This is a genomic window from Thioclava sp. FR2, from assembly GCF_051200875.1.
Classification (GTDB): Bacteria; Pseudomonadota; Alphaproteobacteria; order Rhodobacterales; family Rhodobacteraceae; genus Pseudotabrizicola.
In genome coordinates, this window is the sequence record NZ_CP195191.1 from 2,877,349 (window position 1) to 2,902,500 (window position 25,152).

Below are 25,152 nucleotides of genomic sequence, written 5' to 3' on the forward strand. Positions count from 1 at the left end.
TGCTCGGGGAGTGTTTTCTTTAATGATGCACATGAGGATTGTTGTAGGGAAGCATCCTTGAGCCTTTCATTGCGTTGAGCTTTCAATCGCCACTTGAAGTGCTTAGGGTTGTAGTGGAGAACTCGGCTGAGTGGGTTGAATGAGGGCAGTGCTTCAATGCGGAACGATATTTTCAAGCCGCTGAAGCAATCCGTTCGCCATTTCCGGTCGTGGCTGGCTGCAGGCGTTCTGGGTGCGGCTGCGCTGATATCCTTGCCGCAAGAAGGTGCCGCAACAACCTTTACCAGCACGGTTCCAGGCACAAACTTGGTGCTTCCGGCCGATTACCCCCAAGCCGGGGGTGTGGCTATTGTCATGGTCGGCGTCAACGGAAATGCGTATTATCAGTTTTCGGATCCGACCGGTGCCTTTCAAGGCTATCAAAACACCGGCACCCCGGCACAGTTTCGGGGCAACCCCTTTACCATCAACAGCCCGATCAGCCTGAACTGCGGTTTTTCAAGCTGCTCGGATTATTTCGGTGGCGGCATCGCGCAGGTCTATATCCGGTTTACGGCGTATGACGGTGATACCCAGGCGGGGCAGTTCGACTTCAACGACATCTCGCTGATCCTGAATGGGTTCAATGTCGGCAACTGGTCAACCATCCGTACCGAAAGTACTTCGAATGATGGCCTGACGTCGTTTGGGTTCGGCACAGGGTTCGGGAACAACACGCTGGACACGGGCTGGTTCACCTCGACTGATCCGGGCCTTCTTGCAAATATCTTGTCCACCGGCCGTACCACCACGCAGGTCTTTGATCGTGACCCCAACGACAACTATTGGGACTTCCGGATTGGGTCGACCCTGACAAACCGCGACATCGTAACGGTTGCGCCGGGCTATTCGCTGGACAAGACCACGCAGCCAGTCGTCACCACCTATTCCACGGTCGGACAGCAGGTGACCTTCAGATATGTCGTGACCAACATCGGCTCGGTCCCCATTCGCAACCTTTCGGTCGTGGATGATAAGATCGCGACGGTTTCCTGTGACAAGACCACGATTTTGGCGGTGCCGTTTGGCAGCCCAACCCCGGATGCCGCCATCTGCACCGGGGTCTACACCGTGACGCAGGTCGATATAGACAATGGTTCTGTCACCAACATTGCGCGTGCCGCAGGAACGCCGGATTTCGGCACGCTGGGGCAGTTGAGCGACAGTGTCACCCTTACCGGGCCGGTGCGTAACCCGTTGCTGTCGCTGGACAAGGCGACAACTGCGACTGCTTTCGGCGCTGTGGGCAGCACCGTACCCTATACGTTCCGTGCGACCAATACCGGCAATGTCACCCTGACCAACGTGGTTGTGACCGACCCGCGCCTGCCGGGCCTGTCTTGCACCATCCCCAGCCTTGCACCGAACGCCCAGTTGAGCTGCTCTGCCAGCTATACTGTGCGTCAGGCGGATGTAGATGCCTTTGCTGCCGGAACGAACCTTGTAAACACCGCCACCGTGCGTGGCACTTCGCCCACCGGGTCAACCGTGACGGCCAGCGATACGGTAAGCCTTACTGGCCCCGCTGCCGCCCCCGCAATGACGGTGGACAAGGCGACCACGACCGCAAACTTCAACGCAGTCGGACAGGTGGTTCCCTACACGATCACGCTGCGCAACACCGGCAACGTCACATGGCCCGCTGCCCCTGCTGTGACCGATCCACTCGCGCCTGTCACCTGCCCTGCAGGCACCATTGCGCCCGGCGCTGCAGTGATCTGCAACGCCAGCTACACTGTAACACAGGCTGACATCGACCGTGGCAGCATCATCAACACTGCTTCGGCCAGCATCACCGTCGGTGGTGTTGTCGCGACAGGGCAGGATACCAATACGCTCAACGCGACCATCACCACAGGTCTGACACTGGACAAGCGGCTTGCTCCTGCGTCGCCCTCCTCGTTCTCGGCGACGGGTGTCTTGCTCAGCTATGAGTATGTCTTGCGCAACACGGGCAACGTCACCCTGAACACGGTTTCAGTGACTGATGACCGCACGACCGTCAGCTGCCCTGCGACCACACTTGCGCCCGGCGCGACGCTGATCTGCACCGCCACTTCGACCACCACACAAGCCAATCTGGACGCGGGCGGCATCACCAATACGGCAACAGCCACCGGCACACCGGCAAGTGGCGGCGCTGCGATCACCTCGGCGCCAGACAGCGTGACGGTGACTGCGGTGCGCAACCCGGCACTGACGCTCGACAAGACCGGGCCTTCGCTTAATGCAGGGCAGTATCGGGTTGGCCGGGTGGTCACCTACAGGTACGAGGTCACAAACAGCGGCAACGTCACGCTGGCTGGGCCGGTTACGGTTGCCGATGACCGGGCAGGCACCTTCCAGTGCGCCGCCGGGCCAATCGCACCCGGAGCGACGGTCAACTGTACGCGCACCTATACCCTGACGGCAGATGATATTCTGGCTGGGGTTGTGATCAACGTGGCGACGGCAAGTGCCAATGGCACGACGTCGAACCAAGATAGCTTCACGATCTCGCCAAGCCGCAACCCGGCGATTACTTTGGAAAAAACGGCAGGTCTTGCCTCGGTGGACGCGACGAGCGACGTGATCCCCTATGATCTTCGGGTCACCAACAGCGGCAACACGCAAATCCTGCTGCCCGACCAGCCGATCACAGTGACCGATCCGCGCGCGGGGGCTGTCGATTGCTCGGCCCAGCCAGCTGTGCTGGACCCGGGCGACAGTTTCAGCTGTACTGCAACTGTTACCCCGACCCAGGCTGAACTGGACGCAGGCGAGGTTGAAAATACCGCCCGGGCGTCCTTCCCCTATACGGCAGGCGGCGTCACGCTGGCCATCACCTCGCCCGACTCCATCGAGGTGGTGCCTGCCACGCAATCTCCGGCGCTGGAGCTGGTGAAATCCGGCCCCCCCGATTTTTCGGCTGTCGGGGAAGTGCTTACCTATACCTTCGCTGTGACGAACATTGGTAATGTGACTCTGACAACCGCTACCGTGACAGATCCCTTGATCCCGGGTCTGTCCTGCACCCTCGGCCCCATTGCACCGACTGCGACCGCACAGTGCACCGGTACATATGCGGTGACGCAAGCGGACATTGACGCTGAGCAGATCGTCAACACCGCCAGCGCACTGGGCGCAACTCAAGGCGGCGGTGCACCCACCGATACCGCCACTGTGACCACGCCGATAGACCCCGCGGCCCCGTTGAAAAGCGCCAGCATCGAAAAGCTGGCCAGCCGCACTGACTTTAGTGCCGCCGGGGAACTGATCACCTACACAATCGCCGTGACAAATGACGGTAATCAAACCCTTGCCGGGTTCACCGTCACCGATGCGCTTGACCCCGCCTATAGCTGCACCATCGCCAGCATTGCGCCGGGCGCCACTTCGACCCAATGCCAGTTTCCCTATACCGTGACCCAGTCCGATATTGATGCCGGGTCAATCATCAACAGTGCGAGCGTGACGCAGGCCGATGTTGGCACTTTGACAGACAGCGTCACCGTACCCGGTCCGGCCCGCGTTGCCGCCTTCACTGCCACCAAGGCGGCGCTGGACAGCTTTGCCGCCGTTGGCGACAGCATCCGTTTTGGCCTGACCGTCACCAATACCGGAAATGTCACCCTGACGAATGTGGTGGTAAACGATCCACTGTTGGTCACACCCGGCCCGGTCTGCACCATTGCGACCCTTGCCCCCGGTGCCAGTGACAGCAGCTGCTTGGATGGCCGCTCATACTCTGTAACGCAGACAGATATCGACAACGGCAGCGTGCAGAACACCGCCACTGTCAGTGCCACCCCACCTGTGGGGGTCACTTCGCCTGCGCCGCTGTCTCCCACTGCCACAGCCACTGGCCCCGTCCGCGTCCCGGGGGTTGAGATCGACAAGATTGCCGCTGGTCCATTCGGCGGCGTCGGCAGCACGGCGATCTGGACCTTTACCGTCACCAACACGGGCAACGTCACGCTAAACGGCGTGTCGGTGGAAGATCCGAGCACCGGGTTCAGTTGCCTTGTGGGCAGCCTGCTGCCCGGTGACGTGGCCACAACCTGCCAAGGTGGCGCACCGCTGTCGACCAGCCGCGTGATTACGCAGGCCGATGTCGATGCTGGCAACCTGTCAAACACCGCCACTGTGGCGGCAACGGCAGCCGTCACCGGCACGCCCGTGGCCGATAGTGACACCGTCAGCATTCCCGGCCCGGCGCAGGTTCCAGCGCTGACAGTGGCAAAGGTCATCACAGGGGGCGGCACATTTGATACGGTCGGCGATGTCGTCAGCTATAGCTACACCGTCACCAACACCGGCAACATCACTCTGACGGCGCCGATCAGTGTGGCCGATGACCGTATTGCCCGCGTCAATTGCCCGGTCTTTCCAGCGGCGGGAATAGCGCCGCTGGGAACGTATGTCTGTACAGCCACCTACAGGATAACGCAGGCCGATCTGGACGCAGGCAATGTGGTGAACGTCGCGACGGCCAGTGCGGCCCAACCGGTGGTGCCGCGTAACCCTGGCGATCCGACCACCATTGCCCTGTCGAACACCGACACCGCAACCGCCACAGCCAGCCAGTTGCCTGCATTGCAGGTGGAGAAGCGGCTGAAGGCGGGGACGCCGGTCTCCTTTGACTCTGTTGGCGACGTGCTGACCTATGAATATGTTGTCACTAACATCGGCAACGTCACCACCACGGCGCCCGTGACCATCGCCGATGACCGCATCCCCGGCAGCCTGATATGCGCAGCGCCCGGCCTTACGCCCGGCGCCAGCGCCGTCTGCGAGCAGGTATGGACCGCGACACAACCGGCGATCGACGCAGGCGGCATCACCAACACCGCGACAGCCGCCACCTCTTTTGGCGGCAGCCCCGTTACCTCTGCCCCTGACAGCGTGACTGTGCCGTCGGTGCGCACGCCTTCGCTGTCGCTGGACAAGCAGTTGCGCAGCGCGGTGCCGAACCTGTTCGACGTCGATACAGTGCTTTCCTATGATTATGTGATCAGCAACACTGGCAACGTCACCGTCGATGGCCCCTTTACCATTGCCGACAATTTGGCGGCTGTAAGCTGCCCCGCCGTTGCCAGCCTTGTTCCGACCGCCACTGTCACTTGCACGGCCAACTATACGATCACGCCGAACGACATTATCCTTGGCTCTACCACCAACACTGCAACGGCCAGCGGCAGCTTCGCAGGCCTTCCGGTCGCATCGAACCCTGATACGGTGACATATCCGGTTACCGCCGATCCTGCGCTGTCGCTGGTGAAAACCGCGACCACACCCAATTTTGATGCTGTCGGTGACGTGATCGGCTACAGCTATCTTGTCACCAATTCGGGCGGCGCAGGCTTTGCCGGTGACATCACGGTGACCGATGACAAGGCCGGAGCCTTCATCTGCCGTCCGGCGTCTCTTGGTATCTTTTCGGTCGGCGTGACGCATACCTGCACGATTGATTATACCGTCACACAAGCAGACGTGGACCGCGGCTTTGTGACCAACAACGCCGTGGCCCGAACCGTTTTCGCGCCCGGCACTGCAAACGAGATTGCCGTCGCCTCTCCGGGTGACGACGCGACGGTTCCTGCCGTCGAAACCCCCGCGCTGAGCGTTGACAAGACCGTGGCCGCAGGTCCCAGCCCTGCTGCTGTGGGCGATGTTCTCAGCTATCAGATCACCGTCACAAATTCGGGTAACCAGACCATTTCAGGGATTACTGTCAGCGATCCGCGCATCCCCGCTCTGGCCTGCACCTTGCGCGGCGCGCCTGTGCCCGAAAACCTTGTCCTATTGCCAACCGAGGCTGCCATCTGCAGTGGCACCTACACTGTAACACAGGCCGATTTGGACACGCAGGTGCTTGCCAACACAGCTACGGCAACCGGCGCTGATCCGCAGGGTGCCACGGTGACACAGACCGACAGCACCACGCATCCGCTTGCATCGCCCACGCCCGCACTGACGACCGTCAAGGTGATCGAGCCTGATCCCGGCGCCGATCCGGCCTTTGTGGCAGTGGGGCAAGTGGTCAATTTCCGCGTCAGCGTCACCAACAGTGGCAACGTTACGGTCAACAACGTCGCGGTGACCGACGATCTGGTTGCCGGGACCTGCACCATCGGCACGCTGATACCGGGCCAGACGGATGACAACTGCACCTTCGCCTACACGGTCACCCAAGCCGATATCGACCGGGTGAACGGCACAGCACCAGTGACGGGCGGATTTACCAACACCGCCATCGCTACGGGCCAGCCCGCAAACCCCGGCGCAGCGCCGGTCACTGACGAAGGCTCCGTCTTTGCCGAGGGTCCGGAACATGAACCTGCGTTCAGCCTGGTAAAAGAGGCGCTGACCCCCGGATTTTCCGCCGCAGGTGATGTTCTGGCTTACCGCTTTACGGTGGCCAACACCGGGAACATCACGCTGAGCGACGTGCCCCAAGTGACTGATGACAAGATCGGCACCATCGCGTGCGGGCCGCTGCCGGCAACCGGCCTTTCCCCGGGCGCTTTCGTGACCTGCACTGCGAATTACACGGTGACGCAGGCCGACATGGACGCGGGCCAAGTCACGAACATTGCCTCTGTCGCCTCGCCTGAGGTGCCGCTGCCTACGCCGCCCGGTCCGGCGACCGACAGTGCCACCGTCCCCGGTACCCGCACGCCTGCGATGACGGTCGAGAAATCTGCCTCGATCACCGCCGATGCGGTGGTGGGCGATACGATCACCTATACTTACATTGTAACGAACACCGGCAACGTCACCTTGACAGGTGTGACACCGTCCGACAGCCATACTTCGGCCGCTGGGACCGTGGCACTTGCTTTGGGCGGCGACGCGCTGGAAACCGACGGTGGCCTGCCCGGTGGCAGCACCGATGCGGCGGCGAACGGCGTTTGGGACAGCCTAGCCCCAGGTGACGCCGTGCGGTTCACCGCCACCTATACCGTGACGCAGGCCGATATTGATGCCGGCAACGCTTTGGCAAATACCGTCAGCGTTACGGCGGGTAGCCCGTCTGGCACCACCCCCCCCACGGCAACCGATGATCTGACCGTATCTGTCGAAGGCCCGGTTCCTGGTCTTTCGGTTGTGAAGATTGCGGATCTTGTCGGGCTTTCTGCGCCGCCTGTTGTTGGCGATGTTGTTGGGTATGTGATCACGGTAGAGAATACCGGGAATGTGACGCTGTCTTCGGTGACCCCTGTTGACACGCTGAGCGACGCCTCAGGCACGGTGCAGGCTCTGGACGCGGCCCCTTTGCTGGTGTCTGGCGACGACGGGAATGCGCAGCTGGATGTGGGCGAGACCTGGACCTACACCGCCGGGGTGACCCTGACGCAAGCCATGATCGACACCGGCGGCCTGTCGAACACCGTCACGGTGGAGGCGACGGCACCAAATGGCACCCCCGTCTCCGATGTCTCGGATGATGACGGCATCGGCGGGTCTGACCCCACGGTTACCCCTCTGACACGCACGCCTGGGATTGAGGTGATCAAGACCGCTGACAGCTCTGCGCTTTCTGCTCCGCCGCGTGCGGGGGAGGTGGTTACCTTCGCGATCACGGTGGAAAATACCGGCAACGTGCGGCTGTCGTCGGTGGCCTTGAACGACCGGTTGACGCGCGCGGATGGCACTGTTCTGACGCTGACTTCTGGCCCGGTGCTGACGGGCGGCGATGGGGCGACGGTCGGCGTTCTGGACCCGGCGGAGGTCTGGACTTACAGCGCAAGCTATGCGCTGCAACAGGCCGATATCGATGCGGGCGGCATTGTCAACCAAGCCGATGCGCTGGCCTCTGCCCCGAATGGCACCGACGTGCGCGACCGGTCTGATGATGGCGTGCCGGGCGGCACGGATGATCCGACCCGCGTGCCGCTGACCGCCGTGCCGGGGATCGAGGGCGAAAAGACCCTGTCTGCCGCGCCGGTGACGGTTGGCTCGACCGTTGGCTTTACCATCACGGTTACCAACACGGGCAACACGACGCTTACCGCAAGTGGGATTGCCAGCGACACGCTGACCCGCGCGGATGGCACGGTTTTGGCGCTGACCTCTGGTCCTTCGTTCTTTGGCGCCTCGCTGGGGTCTGCCGAAGGCACGCTTCTGCCCGGTGAGGTTGCCTCGTATGATGTGCGCTATACTTTGACGCAGGCCGATCTGGATGCGGGCGGGATCAGCAACACGGCGGTTGTCACCGGCACGCCGCCGGGCGGCGCGGCGCTGACCGATGTAACCGACAACGGCAATGACGCGGATGGCAATACCGAGGATGATGCGGTGGTACTGACCTTGCCTGCCGCGCCTGCGCTGACGCTGGACAAGCGGTTGTCTGCCGGATCTGGCCCTGCTTTTGACGCGGTGGGCGATGTGTTGGCCTTTGACTTCGTGCTGGTCAACGCGGGCAATGTGACCTTGCCCGGTCCGTTTGCGGTGAGCGATCCGCTGATCACTGGGGCGGGGGGCAGCATCACATGTCCTGCCGGTCCGCTGGCCCCGACCGCCACCTTGACCTGCACCGGCATTTACAGTGTGACGCAGGCCGATCTGGACGCGGGCGAGATCATCAACTCGGCCACGGCCAGCAGCCCGCTTGGCGAAACGCTGGTCAGCAGCCTGCCCGACAGCGTGACGATTCCTGCGGTGCAGTCGCCGGCGCTATCGCTGGTGAAAACGGCGGAATCGGTGGCGGCGGCGCAGTTCGTGGTCGGCGCGGTGGTGGATTACACCTATGTGGTGACCAACACCGGCAACATCACGCTGACCGGCCCGGTCACTGTGGCCGACAACCGCATCCCGGCAGTGTCCTGCCCTGCCGTTCCCTCTGGCGGGCTGGCACCCGCCGCCACGCTGACCTGTACTGGCAGCTATACTGTGACGGCGGATGACGTGGACCTTGGGGTTGTGACCAACCTTGCCACGGCCAGCAGCGGGCCGACCGACAGCCCGCGTGTGTCGGAAACCGTTCCTGACAGCGGTGTTCCGTTGCTGTCCATGACGAAGACCGCCACGACGGACAACTTTGCCGCCGTTGGCGACGTGATCGACTACAGTTTTGTCGTCACCAATGCTGGAACCCGTGCCTTTGTGCAGCCGGTTGTGGTGCAAGACAGCCTGATTGGCCCTGTGACGTGCTATACCCCCTCTGGCTCTGACCCCGACTTCCGCCCTGACGAAAGCGTTACCTGCAGTGCGCCCTACACTGTGACGCAGGCGGATATTGACGCAGGCCGTGTGGTGAATGAGGCCAATGCCGAAACGACCTATGGCGGTGGCACGCCTGTTGTATCGGATGCGGTGACGGAAACCGTCCTTGTGAGCGCCAATCCGGCGCTGACGCTGGTGAAATCGGCGACGCCTGCTTTTGTGTCTTCGGTTGGCGAAACCGTGCGTTTTGGGTTGACCATCACCAATAGTGGCAACCAGACGCTGCGCGCGATTGAGGTCACGGACCCGATGCTTCCGGGCCTGATCTGCCGGGCGGCAACGCTTGCACCCGCCGCGAGCACGCTGTGCGAGGCGCCTTATGTGGTGACCCAGGCCGATATCGACCGTGGCAGCCTGATCAATACCGCCGCTGTCACCGGTGTGACGCCTGCGGGCGGGCTGGTCAGTGCCACCGGCAGCACCAGCGTCGGCATCCCGGAGGCCAACCCGGCGATGACACTGGAAAAGACCGCGACGCCGACGCCCTTTGGCCCGGTGGGAAGCGCGGTCAGCTATCGTCTGGCAGTGACCAACACGGGAACGGTCACGCTGACAGGCCTGTCGGTGACTGATCCGATGGCGCCGGCGCTGTCCTGCGCGGTTGCACGTCTGGCGCCTGGGGAAACCTCTGCCCCCTGCAGCTTTGCCGTGACGGTGACCCAGGCCGATATCGACCGTGGCAGTCTGACCAACACCGCCGCTGTGTCTGGCCGCGCGCCCGATGGCACGCTGGTCGGCGATACGGCGACGCTGGTCACACCTGGCCCGGCGCCAAGGCCGACGCTGGAGGTGACCAAGACCGTTGCGCCGATGGCCCCGGTGGTGGGTCAGCCGCTTGTCTTTACCCTGACGGTGCGCAACAGCGGCACTGTCACGCTGACACCGCAGCCGCCTGTCGACACGATGCAGCGCCTTGATGGGACGCCGGTCACGCTGGACGCGCCCTTTGCCCTGATCTCGGGTGACGACGGCGATGGCCGCCTGCAGGTGGCCGAGGTCTGGACCTACCGCGCCACCCGGACGCTGACGCAGGCGGATATCGACGCGGGCGGCCTGTCGAACAGCGCATCGGTCACGGCCGCGCCGCCATCTGGGCCGCCGGTGACGGATGTGTCGGACGATGGCATCGACAGCGATGGCAACAGCAGCGATGACCCCACGGTTTATGAAGTGCCGTCTGCGCCGCAACTGACAGTGACGAAGGTTGTGACGACGCCCGGCGCGGCTGTCGGCGATCAGGTCGTCTTTACGATCACCGCCGCCAACACCGGCAACAGCACGCTCTCGGGGCTGGCCATCACCGACAACCTGACCCGCCGGGACGGCACCGTGCTGCCGGCAAGCCCCGTGCTTGCCACGGGTTCTGACCCACTGGCTCCGGGTGGCAGCCTCAGCTGGACGGTGACGCATAGGCTGACGCAGGCGGATATCGACGCGGGCGGCCTGTCGAACTCGGCCGTTGTGCGCGGCACCGGCCCCGGCGGAGTGCCGGTCAGCGACCGCAGCGCGGATGACGACCCTGCCGACGGCAATACAGAGGACGACCCGACCGACCTGATCCTGGCCCCGGTGACCGGCATCGACACCACCAAGACGCTTGTCTCGATTGGCACGGCAGTGGATGAGGCGGCGATCTTCGAGGTGACGGTCGTCAACACCGGCACGGTCACGCTGACCGGCGTGACGCTGGCCGACCGGCTGAGCCGCGCCGATGGAACCTTGCTGCCCGCGCCTGTGCCGGCCTTTGTCTCGGCCAGCCTTGGTTCGGCTGAAGGCACGCTTTTGCCCGGTGAAACCGGCACTTGGCGCATCACCCATGTGCTGACGCAAGCGGATATCGACGCGGGCGGGTTGATCAATCAGGTCACCACCACCGCGACGCCGCCTGCCGGCCCGGCGCTGATCGACCTGTCAGACGATGACCCGGCGCCGGGCGGCGATACCCCGACGACAGCCCCGATCACCGGCGACGCCGGTCTTTCGGTTGTGAAGATTGCGGATCTTGTCGGGCTTTCTGCGCCGCCTGTTGTTGGCGATGTTGTTGGGTATGTGATCACGGTAGAGAATACCGGGAATGTGACGCTGTCTTCGGTGACCCCTGTTGACACGCTGAGCGACGCCTCAGGCACGGTGCAGGCTCTGGACGCGGCCCCTTTGCTGGTGTCTGGCGACGACGGGAATGCGCAGCTGGATGTGGGCGAGACCTGGACCTACACCGCCGGGGTGACCCTGACGCAAGCCATGATCGACACCGGCGGCCTGTCGAACACCGTCACGGTGGAGGCGACGGCACCAAATGGCACCCCCGTCTCCGATGTCTCGGATGATGACGGCATCGGCGGGTCTGACCCCACGGTTACCCCTCTGACACGCACGCCTGGGATTGAGGTGATCAAGACCGCTGACAGCTCTGCGCTTTCTGCTCCGCCGCGTGCGGGGGAGGTGGTTACCTTCGCGATCACGGTGGAAAATACCGGCAACGTGCGGCTGTCGTCGGTGGCCTTGAACGACCGGTTGACGCGCGCGGATGGCACTGTTCTGACGCTGACTTCTGGCCCGGTGCTGACGGGCGGCGATGGGGCGACGGTCGGCGTTCTGGACCCGGCGGAGGTCTGGACTTACAGCGCAAGCTATGCGCTGCAACAGGCCGATATCGATGCGGGCGGCATTGTCAACCAAGCCGATGCGCTGGCCTCTGCCCCGAATGGCACCGACGTGCGCGACCGGTCTGATGATGGCGTGCCGGGCGGCACGGATGATCCGACCCGCGTGCCGCTGACCGCCGTGCCGGGGATCGAGGGCGAAAAGACCCTGTCTGCCGCGCCGGTGACGGTTGGCTCGACCGTTGGCTTTACCATCACGGTTACCAACACGGGCAACACGACGCTTACCGCAAGTGGGATTGCCAGCGACACGCTGACCCGCGCGGATGGCACGGTTTTGGCGCTGACCTCTGGTCCTTCGTTCTTTGGCGCCTCGCTGGGGTCTGCCGAAGGCACGCTTCTGCCCGGTGAGGTTGCCTCGTATGATGTGCGCTATACTTTGACGCAGGCCGATCTGGATGCGGGCGGGATCAGCAACACGGCGGTTGTCACCGGCACGCCGCCGGGCGGCGCGGCGCTGACCGATGTAACCGACAACGGCAATGACGCGGATGGCAATACCGAGGATGATGCGGTGGTACTGACCTTGCCTGCCGCGCCTGCGCTGACGCTGGACAAGCGGTTGTCTGCCGGATCTGGCCCTGCTTTTGACGCGGTGGGCGATGTGTTGGCCTTTGACTTCGTGCTGGTCAACGCGGGCAATGTGACCTTGCCCGGTCCGTTTGCGGTGAGCGATCCGCTGATCACTGGGGCGGGGGGCAGCATCACATGTCCTGCCGGTCCGCTGGCCCCGACCGCCACCTTGACCTGCACCGGCATTTACAGTGTGACGCAGGCCGATCTGGACGCGGGCGAGATCATCAACTCGGCCACGGCCAGCAGCCCGCTTGGCGAAACGCTGGTCAGCAGCCTGCCCGACAGCGTGACGATTCCTGCGGTGCAGTCGCCGGCGCTATCGCTGGTGAAAACGGCGGAATCGGTGGCGGCGGCGCAGTTCGTGGTCGGCGCGGTGGTGGATTACACCTATGTGGTGACCAACACCGGCAACATCACGCTGACCGGCCCGGTCACTGTGGCCGACAACCGCATCCCGGCAGTGTCCTGCCCTGCCGTTCCCTCTGGCGGGCTGGCACCCGCCGCCACGCTGACCTGTACTGGCAGCTATACTGTGACGGCGGATGACGTGGACCTTGGGGTTGTGACCAACCTTGCCACGGCCAGCAGCGGGCCGACCGACAGCCCGCGTGTGTCGGAAACCGTTCCTGACAGCGGTGTTCCGTTGCTGTCCATGACGAAGACCGCCACGACGGACAACTTTGCCGCCGTTGGCGACGTGATCGACTACAGTTTTGTCGTCACCAATGCTGGAACCCGTGCCTTTGTGCAGCCGGTTGTGGTGCAAGACAGCCTGATTGGCCCTGTGACGTGCTATACCCCCTCTGGCTCTGACCCCGACTTCCGCCCTGACGAAAGCGTTACCTGCAGTGCGCCCTACACTGTGACGCAGGCGGATATTGACGCAGGCCGTGTGGTGAATGAGGCCAATGCCGAAACGACCTATGGCGGTGGCACGCCTGTTGTATCGGATGCGGTGACGGAAACCGTCCTTGTGAGCGCCAATCCGGCGCTGACGCTGGTGAAATCGGCGACGCCTGCTTTTGTGTCTTCGGTTGGCGAAACCGTGCGTTTTGGGTTGACCATCACCAATAGTGGCAACCAGACGCTGCGCGCGATTGAGGTCACGGACCCGATGCTTCCGGGCCTGATCTGCCGGGCGGCAACGCTTGCACCCGCCGCGAGCACGCTGTGCGAGGCGCCTTATGTGGTGACCCAGGCCGATATCGACCGTGGCAGCCTGATCAATACCGCCGCTGTCACCGGTGTGACGCCTGCGGGCGGGCTGGTCAGTGCCACCGGCAGCACCAGCGTCGGCATCCCGGAGGCCAACCCGGCGATGACACTGGAAAAGACCGCGACGCCGACGCCCTTTGGCCCGGTGGGAAGCGCGGTCAGCTATCGTCTGGCAGTGACCAACACGGGAACGGTCACGCTGACAGGCCTGTCGGTGACTGATCCGATGGCGCCGGCGCTGTCCTGCGCGGTTGCACGTCTGGCGCCTGGGGAAACCTCTGCCCCCTGCAGCTTTGCCGTGACGGTGACCCAGGCCGATATCGACCGTGGCAGTCTGACCAACACCGCCGCTGTGTCTGGCCGCGCGCCCGATGGCACGCTGGTCGGCGATACGGCGACGCTGGTCACACCTGGCCCGGCGCCAAGGCCGACGCTGGAGGTGACCAAGACCGTTGCGCCGATGGCCCCGGTGGTGGGTCAGCCGCTTGTCTTTACCCTGACGGTGCGCAACAGCGGCACTGTCACGCTGACACCGCAGCCGCCTGTCGACACGATGCAGCGCCTTGATGGGACGCCGGTCACGCTGGACGCGCCCTTTGCCCTGATCTCGGGTGACGACGGCGATGGCCGCCTGCAGGTGGCCGAGGTCTGGACCTACCGCGCCACCCGGACGCTGACGCAGGCGGATATCGACGCGGGCGGCCTGTCGAACAGCGCATCGGTCACGGCCGCGCCGCCATCTGGGCCGCCGGTGACGGATGTGTCGGACGATGGCATCGACAGCGATGGCAACAGCAGCGATGACCCCACGGTTTATGAAGTGCCGTCTGCGCCGCAACTGACAGTGACGAAGGTTGTGACGACGCCCGGCGCGGCTGTCGGCGATCAGGTCGTCTTTACGATCACCGCCGCCAACACCGGCAACAGCACGCTCTCGGGGCTGGCCATCACCGACAACCTGACCCGCCGGGACGGCACCGTGCTGCCGGCAAGCCCCGTGCTTGCCACGGGTTCTGACCCACTGGCTCCGGGTGGCAGCCTCAGCTGGACGGTGACGCATAGGCTGACGCAGGCGGATATCGACGCGGGCGGCCTGTCGAACTCGGCCGTTGTGCGCGGCACCGGCCCCGGCGGAGTGCCGGTCAGCGACCGCAGCGCGGATGACGACCCTGCCGACGGCAATACAGAGGACGACCCGACCGACCTGATCCTGGCCCCGGTGACCGGCATCGACACCACCAAGACGCTTGTCTCGATTGGCACGGCAGTGGATGAGGCGGCGATCTTCGAGGTGACGGTCGTCAACACCGGCACGGTCACGCTGACCGGCGTGACGCTGGCCGACCGGCTGAGCCGCGCCGATGGAACCTTGCTGCCCGCGCCTGTGCCGGCCTTTGTCTCGGCCAGCCTTGGTTCGGCTGAAGGCACGCTTTTGCCCGGTGAAACCGGCACTTGGCGCATCACCCATGTGCTGACGCAAGCGGATATCGACGCGGGCGGGTTGATCAATCAGGTCACCACCACCGCGACGCCGCCTGCCGGCCCGGCGCTGATCGACCTGTCAGACGATGACCCGGCGCCGGGCGGCGATACCCCGACGACAGCCCCGATCACCGGCGACGCCGGTCTTTCGGTTGTGAAGATTGCGGATCTTGTCGGGCTTTCTGCGCCGCCTGTTGTTGGCGATGTTGTTGGGTATGTGATCACGGTAGAGAATACCGGGAATGTGACGCTGTCTTCGGTGACCCCTGTTGACACGCTGAGCGACGCCTCAGGCACGGTGCAGGCTCTGGACGCGGCCCCTTTGCTGGTGTCTGGCGACGACGGGAATGCGCTGCTGGATGTGGGCGAGACCTGGACCTACACCGCCGGGGTGACCCTGACGCAAGCCATGATCGACACCGGCGGCCTGTCGAACACCGTCACGGTGGAGGCGACGGCACCAAATGGCACCCCCGTCTCCGATGTCTCGGATGATGGCAATGATACCGACGGCAACACGGTTGATGACCCGACCGTAACCACCCTTGGTGTAGGGCGCCTGATGTCGGCGTCAAAGTCGGCGGACCGCACATCTGTTGTGGTCGGGGAAACGGTTACCTTTACTCTGACCTTCGAGAACGCCACCACCATCGCCTACACCGACGCGACCTTTGTCGATGTCTTGCCGCCTGGGCTTTCCTATACTCCCGGTTCGGCCCGAGTGAATGGCACGGCATCAGAACCCGTGGCGGAGGGGAACCGTCTTACCTGGGGGCCGCGTGACCTTGTGGCTGGCGGGCGGCTGGTTATCACGCTGCAGGCAAGGGTCGGCCCGGATGTTGACCCCGGCACGCTGACCAATCGAACCTTCATGCTGGACAATTTGGCGCAAGTGGTGACCAACGTAGCGACAGCCTCGTTGCGAGTGGTGCCCGAAGCGGTGTTCGATTGTTCGGACGTCATCGGCAAAGTCTTCCTTGATCGCAACGGCAATGGTGTTCAGGATCCTGATCCGGCCCGCGCCGCTTTGAGCAATCCAGAGATTTTCCTGGATAAGTGGGGCAAGCTGGCAGCGCCGACCGAGCCGGAACCTACGGATGAGCCGGGCATAGCCGGCGTGCGGCTTGCCACGGTGAATGGCCTGCTGATCACCACAGACGAGTTCGGTCGCTATCATGTGCCTTGCGCCGCGCTGCCCTTGCGCGAAGGGTCAAACTTCACGCTGAAGCTGGACGCCCGTACCTTGCCGCAAGGCCTGATGGTCGCGTCGGAAAACCCGCGCACCCTGCGTTTGACGGCTGGCAAGGTGGCCAAAATGAACTTTGCCCTGCAAGAGGGCAATCGGGTGGACATCGACTTGACCGACTCGGCCTTCGAGCCAGGAACGGCGAAGCCGAGCGAAGAGCTCACCAAAGGCATCCGCCAGTTGGTACGCAATATCCGCAAGACGCCTTCGGTGATTTACCTGACCTATGTGATCGCCCGTGGTGAAGCCGAAAGTGATGCGATGAAGCGTTTGCGGGCAGTTGAAAACGCCCTCCGACAGGCCTGGATCACGGCGGGAACGTATCAGCTGGTGATCCAAAAATCGGTGCAGAAAGGGCGGGAGTAGCCAGTCATGTCCATGCGTCATACCCTTCGTCTTGCCCTGATGACCACCGCCTTGTCTGCATTGCCCGCCCTTGGGCAAGACGGGTTCGCCATCTCTATCGGTGGTGAAACCGTTGCGGGTGATGCTGCGGTCGCCGAGTCGGTCACCCGTATTGAGCCTGCCTTTACCAGCAGCGCCGACGTCCGCGTGACAGCGGATGGACTTGGCGTTCGCCCGCGACTGAACCTTGAAGTCGTTGCCGTTGCCTCTGGTATGGCCAAGGTGCGCAGCCGCACAAACTATCCAGGTTGGATCCGCCGGGCCGAGGTGATTGTTTATGATCTGAACGACCCCGGCGGGCGTGCTATCCTTGTGATGCCGATCGATGCCAACGGAGAGGCAACTCTTTCCCTGCCCAAGGGTGGTGGGTCGGCTGCCGTGCTGCGCGTCTATGACGCAAGCGGGCGCTATGACGAAACCACCTTGATCGACCTTAGCCGTGTTCACGCATCGGCCGAGGAGGAAGGCATCGACCGCGCCGCGCGCCGCAGCATTCCCGTCACCGGCGGCGCGGTAACAGTGTCAGGCAGCGGGCTGGCCCCCGGCGCCGTGGTCACCGCCCTTGGCGAGACCATCCGTCCCGATGCTGATGGAAGTTTTGTGCTTCAGCGGATTTTGCCCGTGGGCGATGCGACGATCCCCGTCCGCGTTATCGGCGGGGGAGAGAACATCTCGATCACTCCAGTCATCAGCATTCCAAAGACCGAATGGTTCACCGTTGCCACCGCCGATCTGACCTATGGCAAGACACTTTCCGGGCTAGAAAAGGGCGAGAGCTGGAACCGCGGCCGCTTAGCATATTACACTAAAGGCAGAACCGCGACAGGATGGTCCATAACATCTTCGGCTGATACCGGAGAAGAGCCGCTGGAAGACCTGTTCCGCGACTTTGACCGCAAGGACCCGATTGGGGTCATCGCTCGGCTGGACCCGGATCTGGCCTTTCCGACATACGGCGATGACAGCGAACTCCGCCAGGATGCACCCACCGATGGAAAGTTCTACCTTCGGGCGGAACGCGACGGAAGTTATCTGATGTGGGGCAACGGCAAGGCGCCGGTAACCGGCACCGAATACCTGCGAAACGAGCGCAGCCTTTATGGTTTGTCGGGTCTTTATACAGCGCCCGCGCAGACAGGCCGGGGCGAGGCCCGCGTCACCCTTGGCGCTTATGCCGCGCAGCCCGATCAGTTGCCCGGGCGAGAGGTGTTTCTTGGCACCGGTGGTTCGGTCTACTTTTTACGGCGGCAAGACATTTCGATCGGCTCCGAAACACTGACCATCGAGCGGCGCGATCCTGATACCGGCCGCGTCATTGAGCGGCGGACCTTGGTGGAAGGTCGTGATTACAACATCAACTATATGCAAGGCGTCGTGACCTTGTCGGCACCGCTTTCGGGCAGCACGCCAAGCGGAGGCGTCGTGACGCCCGCGCCCGGCACGTCGCCGGAATCTCGACTTGTGGTGCAATACGAATTCACCCCCACTGCGGGTGACGTTGACGGTATGGCTTATGGCGCTCGCGCGCAGGTCTGGGTCACCGACGACATCCGGTTGGGCGTCACCGGCATGGTCGAACAGACCGACGCGGCCGATCAGACGGCGACGGGCGCCGACCTGCGCTGGGTGATCGGGAAGGAGAGCTGGGTCGAGATGGAATACGCCGAAACGGAAGGCCCCGGTTTCGGCACCGCCTATTCCGCAGACGGCGGGCTGACCATCATCACCGATGCGCCGAGTGCTGGCACAGGTGAAGCGGCCCGCCTTGAGGGCCGACTGAGCTTTGGTGATCTGGGCCTATCCGGCAAGGGCAGTGTCGGATTTTGGGCTGAACGGAGGACCGAAGGCTTTTCAACGCTTGATCACAATATCACCGCCGACGAGGATTTGGCCGGGATCGAAGCGCAGGCCGAACTCACCGAGCGCCTCTCGTTCCGCATGCGCGCCGAGCATTACCGCAACGCCGACGGCAAACGACTTGACGAGGCGCTGGTGGAGGCGTCCCTGAAGACATCAGAGCGGCTGACATGGTCGGTTGGCCTCGTGCATGAGGACCGCACGGATCCGACAGACGCCGATGACAACGGCCGCCGCACCGACCTTGCCGTGCGAGCCAACGTAAAGCAGAGCGAAGCCTTTAGCTGGTATCTCTTCGGCCAGACCACGCTTTCTGTATCAGGCGTGCTTGACCGCAATGATCGTGGCGGAATCGGAGCTGCGTTGTCGTTTGGAAGCGGTTGGTCCGTAGAAGCCGAGGTGTCGGGCGGCACTGCGGGTGCAGGGGGGCGTGCGTTGGTAAGCTATGAAAACGCAGGGAGCACCGCCTATCTGGGATACGAGCTGGACCCAGGGCGCGAACTGTCTGGTGTGACGCAGAACGGCAACGACAAGGGCCGCATCGTGGCGGGCGCAAGCCGCCCGGTGACCGAAGACCTGCGGATCTTTAGCGAGAACACCTATGACATGTTTGGCACGCACAAGTCTCTGACCCAGTCCTATGGTGTGGACTACGACGTCACCTCGGCGCTGTCCTTCACCGGCGCGATTGATGTGGGCCGGGTTCGCGACCCTGCCGGGAATTTTGACCGCCGCGGCCTTTCTTTCGGCTTGCGTTACGATAGCGGCGCTGACCTGACGGCAAAGGGCCGGATCGAAGTGATCCGTGACCGCGGTCTGCGCGATGGCGTTAATGCCGATGCCGATACCATCCTGTTGTCTGGCGCTGCCAACTACAAGATCGATGATGCGCGCCGGCTTTTGTTCACACTTGATGCTGCCGACACACAGTCGAATGGCGCATCGATCCCGGATGGCGAATATGCCCGGGTGTCGTTTGGCTATGCCTATCGCCCGGTTGATAATGACCGGCTGAATTTTCTAGCCCGCTACACCTATGTGCACGACATGTATGGCCAGCGCGTAAATGGAAGTGACGATCCCGGTCCGCGGCAGAAAAGCCATGTTGTTTCGCTTGACGCCACCTATGAGGTCGGCCCGCACTGGACGTTGGGCGGCAAGCTTGGCTTTCGTCTTTCGGAAAGCGCGCCGGATGCCGCGACGCCGCTTTCCAAGAACGATGCCGCGCTGATCGTGTTGAACGCCCGCTATCACATGACCCATGAATGGGACTTGTTGGTCGAAGGTCGACATCTGGAGGCACGAAATGCCGGACTGTCGGAAACCGGATTTCTGGCGACCGCCTATCGGAATATCGGTCCGAATGCCAAGATCGGACTGGGCTATAACTTCGGCTCTTTCTCGGACGATCTGACCGATCTGACTGCGGATGACAAAGGGGTGTTTCTGAATATCCTGACTCAGTTCTGATCATACCCATTCGCTTAGAGCGCGTTGCCCTCAATTCACACCATAGCCGGGGGTCATGAGCTATCTTCGACCTTCCTGCGGCTTGACCAGGCCACATACCGCGCCAAGGCTGTTCTACAGGAAATCCAAACCTAGATGTTGGACGGCCTGAAGGCAGAGCTTTACGGAATCCGATCCTCACAAACAGGACCGTTTGAAGCTAGAGTTTTTCGCTACGCTTTTCTGGCTTGGAGAGGAGCAAGCCAAGAACCCCAGTCAGCGACAATGGCACCGAGTTCACCTCGAATGCGATACTGACCTTTGGCGACGACCGCAATGTCGACCGGCATTACTTGGCATCGGGCAAGCCAACACAGGATGCCTTCATTAAGAGCTTTGACGGTCGCTTGCATGGCGAGTTGTTGAACGAGACGCTGTTCCCGTCCCTGAACCATGCCCGCAGCACGCTTGCGACCTGGCGCATAGTCTAAAACGCCGAACGCCCACACGCGCGCCTCGGCTGGCAGACACCGACCGGGTTCGCCCAGACCTTTACCCTAAGAACTAATCCCCCTCCTTCCCAGCCACATTCCACCATGTCGAAGATGTTGGCCACGATGCTGGGGGCACGGGCTTTCTTGCCAAAGAACCGAATGCCCCTGCCGGTGCGTTTGCACTTTGAAATCAAACCGGTGCGCAGTGCCAGGGTGTCGCGGGGCAGGATGTCGGCGTTGATGTCGTCAAGGGCGATATGGGCGATGTGCATGGCGGTCTCCTTTGCGCCACGCAGGATACATCGGGTTTGGGGGGTGTTGCGGAAACGGGGGTTTCAGCGCGCGGTGGGTTAAGAGCGAAGGGCGGGGAGGCCGATGCCTGTCGCCTCGAACCCGCCATCGACGGCGATGTTCTGGCCGGTGACGTAGGAGGCGCGGGGCGAGCAGAGGAAGTGGATGACCTCGGCGATCTCGGATTCGGCGCCGTAGCGGTTCAGGGGGATGGCGTCGTGATAGGCCGCGATGATGGCGGGGGAGTGGACGGCCATGGCGAGTTTGGTGCGGACGGGGCCGGGGCAGACGGAATTGGCGCGGATGCCGTATTCGCCGAGTTCGACGGCCTGTTGCTGGGTCAGCTGGATGACGGCGGCCTTGGAGGTTCCGTAGGCGACGCGGAGGGTAGAGGCGCGAAGGCCCGAGATGGAGGCGATGTTGACGATGGCGCCGCGGCTGGCTTTGAGGGCCGGGGTGGCGGCTTGGGTCATAAGGAAGATCCCGTCGAGGTTGGTTTCCATCACGCGGCGCCAGCGGGGGAAGGTGGTATCTTCGATGGGGCCAAAATCGGCGACGCCGGCGTTGTTGATCAGCGCGTCGATGGTGCCGAAGCGGGAAAGGGTGTCAGTGATGGCGGTGGTAACTTGGTCGGGGATAGAGACGTCGGCCAGGATGGGGGCGGCGTTTTCAAGGCCTTTCGCGGCCTGCATCAGTTCGGGTTCGTCGCGGTCGAGCATGGCGACTTGCCAGCCGTCGGCAAGGAAGCGGTGAGCGGTGGCAAGGCCGATGCCGCGGGCGGCGCCGGTGATGAGAGCGGTTTTCATGGGGCGTCTCCGGTTTGTTGCGGGCAGCATGGCGCGGAGGGCGGAAAAGAAAAAGGGGGTGCGCTTAGACATCTTGTCTATTGCGCGAGCAGGCGTTCCCGGATCGCGGTGTCGACGGGTATCGAGAAGTGGCCGGACAGGAGATAGTCCTTGCAATCTGTGCGTATGACGATTTCCTGGCGGGATGGTAAAGCTCGTCCTGCTGCACAAGGCTGACTCGATCTACGAAGATGAACCGGATGTCGTTTATGACTTTCCGCGCTCGTATCTTAAGGCTGTGATGGAAGCGGTTGGTGATTGGGTTGTCTATTACGAACCGGTGAAGGCTGGCCCGCGCGGCTATTTTGCGGTCGCCAAGATTGAACGTGTGATACCGAAGCCCGGTGTTGAAGGGCGTTACCTTGCGATGATTGAACCGGGCAGCTACTTGCCGTTCGATTATGAAGTGCCCCGACTTGAAAATGGACGGCCATGGGAAGCAGCGTTGACGGCGCCGGACGGGACGCCGTTATCAGGTGGGGCGGTGCAGCTTGCCGTGCGTCGGTTGCCTGAGGCGGATTTCGTGCGGATCGTGAATCGCGGATTGCCGCAAGAGTTGGAGGCAATTGAAGCGCAACGTTATGATCCCGCTCGTCATGCCATTGACGAGGGTGCGCAGATTTTCGAGCGCCCTGTTGTCGAGAGACTGACGCGCAGGCCTTATCGCGAGATCGCATTTCGCCGGAAAGTCAGAGAGGCTTATGGATATCGCTGCGCAATGTCGGGGCTGATGCTGCGAAATGGCGGGGGGCGACCCGAAGTTCAGGCCGCGCATATTCGGCCGGTTGAAAGCCAAGGCAGCGATTCAGTGCGAAATGGCTTGGCACTTTCAGGGACGCTGCACTGGATGTTCGATCGGGGCCTTATCTCGGTGGCCGACGACAGTGAAACCATCCTCGTTTCACATAATAAGGTGCCATCCGATGTTGTTGGACGATTGTTACCGCCGAGTGGCAAGCTGATCAGACCCGCTGACACGCGCAACTATACCCATCCTGCCAATCTAAAATGGCACCGAGAGAACGTCTTTGGCCGAAGCTTGGCCGAGGGCGAAGCGCCTTGGTGATGCGCTCGACAATCAGAGTTGAACATAGGCGCTTGGGCTGAGCCTGTCAGAAGCCTTTGCGGTACGTAAGAGACGTCCACTGACAACTCTGTTCTCAACATGAAAATGGCGCGCTTCGATGAAGCGCGCCAAGGATACTAAAGTGACGTTTAGGAGAATGATCCCCTAGCCGTCGCCGTTATCCTTACATCGGCGGCATGATTACGGTGTCGATGACGTGGATGACGCCGTTGGTGGCCTCGATATCCGGAGTCACGACCATGGCGCCGTCAACCTTGGCGCCGCCTTCCAGCGTGATGGTGACTTCGGCACCCTGAACGGTGGCGGCCTTCAGGCCTTCGGACAGGTCGGTCGACATCACTTTGCCGGGGACGACGTGATAGGTCAGGATCGAGGTCAGCTTGTCTTTGTTTTCCGGCTTCAGCAGGTCTTCGACAGTGCCGGCCGGCAGTTTGGCGAAAGCCTCATCGGTGGGGGCGAAGACGGTGAAGGGGCCTTCGCCTTTCAGCGTTTCGACCAGACCGGCGGCCTGAACGGCGGCGACGAGGGTGGTAAAGCTGCCTGCATCAACGGCGGTATCAACAATGTCTTTGCCGTGGCTGTCTGCAAATGCCGGTGCCGAGAAAGCCATAGCGGTGGTCAGGGCAAGAAAGGTTCTGCGGATCATTGGTGTCACTCCCAAACTAGATCTCTGCCAGAATTGGCGACAGGGATAGGGAGAAGGCCGGGGTTTGGATCACTCCGACATTTGCGTGAGCCGGGCTTGCCCGAAAAAGGGACCGCGCTAAGCCGCGATCCTTTTCGGTTTCCAGTCAAATGCTTGTCAACACAGGTGAATGGTCGTGAGCCGGATTGGGTTAATCCAGACCAAGCGCGTCTTTCACAATGCCTGACAACAGGTCGTTCACCGGGGCCATACTGCCGTCATAGTCGCGGTGGCCGACGGTGACTTTGCCCGGCGCATCGGGGCTGTCGAAGACAAAGATGCCATAGGGGCAATGCTGGATGTTCAACTGGTCTGCCTCCATTACCTGACGGCTGACAGTGGCGGAACAGAAGCTGAAGACATCGGCCTGCCCGAACAGAACCTTGTCCGAGCCGACATCGCCGCGGGTGCGTTCCAGCATTTCGCCAGTATGGCTGACATGGTCGATGACAAGGCCCGCGCCGATGATGGCGCTTTCGACGGCGAAGGCCACGTTCTCAAAGCTGTCCTCTACTATATAGGTGACGGGCGGTGTTTCGGCCCAAGCGGCGGGGGCGGCTAACAGGCAGGTGGTCAGGATCAGATGTTTCATGGTGTCCTCCTGTTCTTATGGTGACCCCATTATATTCCAAATCATAGATGTATCGTTGTCGCGGGGGCGATGTTTCAGGGTTATCCCGCAGACGTGAGCAGGAATGCTTTTGCCTTTTGTAATGATGCCTTCATCTTTGTCGAAAGGAAGCGGTGAAGAGGGAGTATGAGATGCGTATCAAGACAGAGCTGAAATGGTCGGACGTAACCCCGAAAGCCGCGTGGCTGTCGCGCCGCCAGTTGATTGCCGGAGCGGGGGCCTTGATGGCCACCCCGGCCTTGGCCAAGATCGACGCTGCGAAAAGCGCCTATTCGATTTCGGATGAGCCGAACACGCTGGAGCAGATCACCACCTATAACAACTTTTACGAATTCGGTTTGGACAAGGGCGACCCCGCGCGGAATGCCCGGCTGCTGACGACCGACCCTTGGTCTGTGAAGATTGACGGCTTGGTGGACCGCCCCGGCAATTATGATCTGGCCGATCTGATGAAGGACGCGCCGCTGGAGGAACGGATCTACCGATTCCGCTGTGTCGAGGCCTGGTCGATGATTGTGCCGTGGATCGGGTTCGAACTGGCGCATCTCTTGAACAAGGTCGGCGTTCAGCCGGGCGCGAAATATGTGGCCTTTGAAACCTTGGTGCGCCCCGAAGAGATGCCGGGCCAGCAGACGGCGATTCTAGACTGGCCCTATCGCGAGGGGCTGCGGTTGGACGAGGCGATGCATCCGCTGACCATCATGGCGACCGGGCTTTATGGAGAGGCCATGCCGAACCAGAACGGCGCGCCGATCCGCTTGGTGGTGCCGTGGAAGTATGGGTTCAAGTCGATCAAGTCGGTCGTTCGGATGTCGCTGGTGGCCGAGCAGCCCCAGACGACGTGGAACATGCAGAACCCGCGGGAGTATGGCTTCTATAGTAATGTGAACCCAGAGGTGGACCATCCGCGTTGGTCGCAGGCCAGTGAACGCCGTGTGGGCGCGGGTATCTTTGCAGGACGTCAGGATACGCTGATGTTT

At 62.4% G+C, this 25,152-nt stretch carries 8 protein-coding genes and 1 pseudogene (1 of these 9 only partly in view); 5 read left to right on the top strand and 4 right to left on the bottom strand.

The features are described from left to right. Positions 1–156 precede the first annotated feature (156 nt). The 3 genes and pseudogenes from ACSBLW_RS13970 to ACSBLW_RS13980 all read left to right on the top strand — a co-directional run. Positions 157–16,794 carry a beta strand repeat-containing protein gene (locus tag ACSBLW_RS13970; protein ID WP_435257224.1) on the top strand — a complete coding sequence of 5,546 codons (16,638 nt, stop codon included), beginning with the start codon at positions 157–159 and terminating at the stop codon, positions 16,792–16,794. A 6-nt stretch (positions 16,795–16,800) separates the two neighbouring features. Next, the gene (locus tag ACSBLW_RS13975) at positions 16,801–20,160 is read left to right on the top strand and encodes a hypothetical protein (RefSeq protein ID WP_435257225.1); all 3,360 of its coding nucleotides are present in this window, start codon (positions 16,801–16,803) and stop codon (positions 20,158–20,160) included. Between the two features lie 230 nt (positions 20,161–20,390). After that, positions 20,391–20,702: pseudogene (locus ACSBLW_RS13980) on the top strand (integrase core domain-containing protein); the annotation flags it as partial. On the opposite strand, the gene ACSBLW_RS13985 reads toward ACSBLW_RS13980, so the two are convergent. Together ACSBLW_RS13985 and ACSBLW_RS13990 are read right to left on the bottom strand one after the other, a co-directional pair. Further along, complete coding sequence (locus tag ACSBLW_RS13985; RefSeq protein WP_435260162.1) at positions 20,627–20,905, bottom strand: hypothetical protein; 279 nt, start codon at positions 20,903–20,905, stop codon at positions 20,627–20,629. The pseudogene ACSBLW_RS13980 and the gene ACSBLW_RS13985 sit on opposite strands and share 76 nt — an antisense overlap. A 78-nt stretch (positions 20,906–20,983) precedes the next feature. After that, positions 20,984–21,730 (bottom strand): SDR family NAD(P)-dependent oxidoreductase, encoded by a 747-nt coding sequence (locus tag ACSBLW_RS13990; RefSeq protein ID WP_435257226.1) that lies wholly within the window; start codon positions 21,728–21,730, stop codon positions 20,984–20,986. Positions 21,731–21,914: 184 nt separating this feature from the next. On the opposite strand from ACSBLW_RS13990, the gene ACSBLW_RS13995 reads away from it, so the two are divergent. Beyond that, positions 21,915–22,835, top strand: a complete 921-nt coding sequence (locus ACSBLW_RS13995) for an HNH endonuclease (RefSeq protein WP_435257227.1) — start codon at positions 21,915–21,917, stop codon at positions 22,833–22,835. A gap of 184 nt (positions 22,836–23,019) precedes the next feature. Here the strand turns inward: ACSBLW_RS13995 and ACSBLW_RS14000 are convergent, their stop codons facing one another. Both ACSBLW_RS14000 and ACSBLW_RS14005 read right to left on the bottom strand, forming a co-directional pair. Further along, complete coding sequence (locus tag ACSBLW_RS14000; protein ID WP_435257228.1) at positions 23,020–23,502, bottom strand: fasciclin domain-containing protein; 483 nt, start codon at positions 23,500–23,502, stop codon at positions 23,020–23,022. 190 nt (positions 23,503–23,692) lie between these two features. Beyond that, entirely contained in the window at positions 23,693–24,133 is a 441-nt protein-coding gene (locus ACSBLW_RS14005) for a DUF302 domain-containing protein (protein ID WP_435257229.1), read from the bottom strand. Positions 24,134–24,303: 170 nt separating this feature from the next. On the opposite strand from ACSBLW_RS14005, the gene msrP reads away from it, so the two are divergent. Then, positions 24,304–25,152, top strand: partial view of a protein-methionine-sulfoxide reductase catalytic subunit MsrP gene (gene msrP / locus ACSBLW_RS14010; protein ID WP_435257230.1) — the 5' portion only. 63 nt of this gene lie beyond the right edge of the window; the window shows 849 of its 912 coding nt (coding positions 1–849); its start codon is at positions 24,304–24,306; the stop codon falls past the right edge of the window.

Bases quoted from the DNA above. Each gene is read 5' to 3' on its own strand.
- ACSBLW_RS13970 (WP_435257224.1), top strand. From the start codon at position 157: ATGCGGAACGATATTTTCAAGCCGCTGAAGCAATCCGTTCGCCATTTC.
- ACSBLW_RS13975 (WP_435257225.1), top strand. From the start codon at position 16,801: ATGTCCATGCGTCATACCCTTCGTCTTGCCCTGATGACCACCGCCTTG.
- ACSBLW_RS13985 (WP_435260162.1), bottom strand. From the start codon at position 20,905: ATGCACATCGCCCATATCGCCCTTGACGACATCAACGCCGACATCCTG.
- ACSBLW_RS13990 (WP_435257226.1), bottom strand. From the start codon at position 21,730: ATGAAAACCGCTCTCATCACCGGCGCCGCCCGCGGCATCGGCCTTGCC.
- ACSBLW_RS13995 (WP_435257227.1), top strand. From the start codon at position 21,915: ATGGTAAAGCTCGTCCTGCTGCACAAGGCTGACTCGATCTACGAAGAT.
- ACSBLW_RS14000 (WP_435257228.1), bottom strand. From the start codon at position 23,502: ATGATCCGCAGAACCTTTCTTGCCCTGACCACCGCTATGGCTTTCTCG.
- ACSBLW_RS14005 (WP_435257229.1), bottom strand. From the start codon at position 24,133: ATGAAACATCTGATCCTGACCACCTGCCTGTTAGCCGCCCCCGCCGCT.